Raw genomic sequence first — 2,407 nt, 5'->3', positions numbered from 1 at the left:
ATCCCGCGATTCCGGCCGACCGCCTTCGGGACGAGGACGAGGGCGCGACTGCAAGTCACTGCGCGCGATTGATCCATCAGCGAGCCGCTGCGTCCACCAACAATAAATCTCGCGCAATGTCGCGTGGCCGACACCGCCATCAAATTCTCGTTGCCCAGCGCGAAGTCGAAACCTCGGTGCGTGCCTCGAGTTTCCATCATGACCTGAGTGATCGAATGGAGGCGCCCGTGTACGATTTGCGGATCTTGTTTGCCACGCTTTTGTTCCTCCCTGCATGTCTTCCCGCAAAGGCGCAGGAGGGCAACGTGGAGGTCGGCCGGGGCGTCATCTGTGATAGCGCGGATCAGGTCAGGAGATTCGTCGCCCTGCGATCCGCCGGCAAGGCGCCGGACGCCGCATTGCAAACCGTGAATGAAGACATCAAGGACGCTGGCAGTTGCGGCTTCAGTCTTGTCATGTTCACGAGCGCCGATCCAATCGCCGAGATGTCGGTTCAGGGCAGACCGGTGTCGATCGTGAAGATAACCGTGCACGCGTTCGCCACCGGCTCGGCATGGACGCAGGTATCGCCGGCCGTTCGATACACCGCCGAACCCGAGAAGGGCCGCTTGACCTAGGTTTGCTTCATGGGTCCAAGATTCGGGGTCCAAGATTTGGAGGACGGCATGCCTCTCTTCTTCTGGTTTCCAATGATCATTTTCGGCGGCATGTTGGACGTCGCGGCAGAGGCGGCCGTTCGCAAACCAGGCCGGGAAGGTCCCGTTGCGGAGCGGCGCCCGGACCGGGCCCCGCGCACCGAGCAAGGGCCGATGCGGCCACGACGAGCCCTAGTCGCAACCGCCAATGTGGCCGCGACGGCACGGCACTTGCGGCGGCTCGCAGCCAGGTGAACCACAAAAAATCTTTGCTCTTTGATGGAACTCGCAGAGCCAATCCGCTTTGAGAGTGTGTCTTAGAGGGACATGTTTCCGTCGCAGTGAGGACGCTCTCGTGAGCACAGACGAATGTCTGAGCCATGCTCAAGAATGCTTGGTCATGTCGCGGCAGAGCACCTGTGACCTAAACCGCGAAATGTGGATCAGGCTTGCCGCCGAATGGACCGAGCTCGCAAACGAGCGCAGATCAATCGACCGGCGCCTGCCTCCCGATTGGTCTTATGCTCGCCACTGAGACGGTCGGCCCTTGAATTGATGGAGATGCTGCAAGCGTCAGCCGAGCCACCGAGATGTCGATCATCCCCTTTCTGCGCAACCGAGCGTTTGACCCCGAGGTGATTGAGACGATGTCGGAGGCTTTCCAGCAAGCCCGCGGCACGCTTGGTCTCTCGAAACGAGCGGACCCAATTACTGAAATTGTTGCTAGACACATCATCGAGGCGGCCCAGCGCGGTGTACGCACCAAGACTGGGTTGTACCTCAGCGCCGTCCGTGATTTCAGAGCGAATCCCCGCTGATCCATTGCTGCATATGCGTGGTGGCCCTTGGTGAAGCCTTTTGGCATCACAATGGCGAAATGGCCGCGATGCTGAAGCTTGTGGCACAAAAAAACCGAACCCCGGCGCAGGAGTTCGGTGGTCGGTGGTCGGTGGTTGCGGGGAGTGCAACCTGCTTAACTTACTACTTCGCGCAGCGGCCTAGGTTCGCCTGACAGCTGTGGTCGACGCGTGATTGAGCGGAAACAGGCCTCTCGCGAGCCCGCGAAGATAGCGTCTGGCTGGGCGCCAAGTCCCGCAAAACTGGATAGAATGCGGCCGGATTATTGCAACGATGCCTTCGCGCAGCCCGTTTCCGGTCTCTGTTGCGGCCTTTCTCGAAATCAGCTTCCATTGCCCGACGACCAACCGTCAATTTGGTCGTCAGCATCTCCTGTTGTCGCGGGATGGCCCTCAAATTTCCGGAAGCCAGTCGCATCGACACTGTGGCCTATCCACCGGGAAGGTAAGAACTTCACCCTAAGCGAACAGCCCATCGTTCTTGAGAGAGGTGTCGAAATAACTGCATTGGTGCCCCTGTACCGGGGCCCCCAACATCATCCCTGCCAGCGGTGCGTCCAAGATCGCGGCCACGGCGATACGAGCAAAAGGGGTGAGTGGTTCCTGTGCAGACTACATCAAAGCCGTTGCCGAGCAGCTCAAGAGATTGGGGATCGACGATCCGTGGTCGCTGAACACTCGCAAGACTCGATCAATCAGCGGCTTGCGGATTCTTCACGGACGACTGCTGAAGAATGGAATGAAACGATGCTCGGGCTGGCTTCGATCGGCCAATCATCCGCCAGACGGCGAGCGGCGCAGACCGACCGCGGGGCCCAGGCGGCAGATTAGGCTGGCGTCGAGGCGGCAAGCAGACGGGCGATCTCAAGGGCGAGTTGGGTCTGCGTGTAAGGCTTGGCAAGGCGCGGCAGATCT

Annotated in this window: 2 protein-coding genes; both read left to right on the top strand. The window is 60.0% G+C overall.

All coding sequences use genetic code 11. The features are described from left to right. A partial coding sequence (locus JOY90_RS05540) for a hypothetical protein (protein ID WP_291690144.1) occupies positions 1 to 617 on the top strand: 617 nt, incomplete at its 5' end. Between the two features lie 608 nt (positions 618 to 1,225). Then, a complete protein-coding gene (locus JOY90_RS05535) occupies positions 1,226 to 1,453 on the top strand; it encodes a hypothetical protein (protein WP_291690143.1) in 228 nt (75 codons plus the stop codon). Positions 1,454 to 2,407 lie beyond the last annotated feature (954 nt).

The organism is Bradyrhizobium sp. (genome assembly GCF_019242285.1).
Classification (GTDB): Bacteria; Pseudomonadota; Alphaproteobacteria; order Rhizobiales; family Xanthobacteraceae; genus Bradyrhizobium.
This window is presented reverse-complemented; position numbering and strand designations above follow the sequence as displayed.

Excerpts from the sequence above, each read along its gene's own strand:
- JOY90_RS05535 (WP_291690143.1), top strand. The coding sequence starts at position 1,226 with ATGTCGATCATCCCCTTTCTGCGCAACCGAGCGTTTGACCCCGAGGTG.